Annotated in this window: 1 protein-coding gene; it reads left to right on the top strand. The window is 68.3% G+C overall.

Annotation, left to right across the window (positions count from 1 at the left end):
* Positions 1–646 (top strand): IS110 family transposase (locus tag NYR58_RS20505; protein WP_261522960.1); only part of this gene is annotated, 646 nt, incomplete at both ends.

Below are 646 nucleotides of genomic sequence, written 5' to 3'. Positions count from 1 at the left end.
CTGGACCGGTTTTGCGCGACCCTGGACGCCGACGACGAGATCGCGGTGGAGGCAACGGGCAATTCGGCCTGGTTCCGCGACGAGGTGGCGCCCTGCGTCGGCCGGGTGGTGGTGGTCAATCCGCGGCAGTTCCAGGTGATCCGCAAGTCGGTCAGAAAGACCGACCGCAACGACGCCCGCGCCCTGGCGCTGTTCCTGTCCAAGGACATGCTGCCCGAGACGCGGCTGAAGTCGAAGGCGGAGAACGAACTGGGCTCGCTGGTCCACACCCGCGACCTGCTGGTCAAGCAGCGGACCCGGCTGCTCAACAAGATCCACGCCCTGTTCAACCGCCACGGGGTCAAGCTGAAGAAGGAAGGGCTGGCCAGCAAACGCCGCCTGCTGGGGCTGGAGATCGGGCGGTTCTCGGCGCTGGAGCAGGTCGAGCTTCGGGTGGTGCGCGATCAGGCGCTGAGCCTCACCGCCGCCATCGCCGAGCTGGACGCCGAGATCGGGACCGCCGCCCAGGCCCTCGACGGTTTTGACAGCCTGGTCAGCATCAAGGGCATCGGGCCGCGCGCGGCGGCGGTGTTCCTGTCGGGCATCGGCAAGGTGGACGACTTCGAGAGCGCCGACAAGCTGGCCGCCTATCTCGGCATCGTGCCCC

It is taken from the genome of Chelativorans intermedius, from assembly GCF_025398255.1.
Lineage (GTDB): Bacteria > Pseudomonadota > Alphaproteobacteria > Rhizobiales > Rhizobiaceae > Chelativorans > Chelativorans intermedius.
The sequence above is the reverse complement of the archived record's forward strand: the minus strand, read 5'-3'. Positions and strand labels throughout refer to the sequence as shown.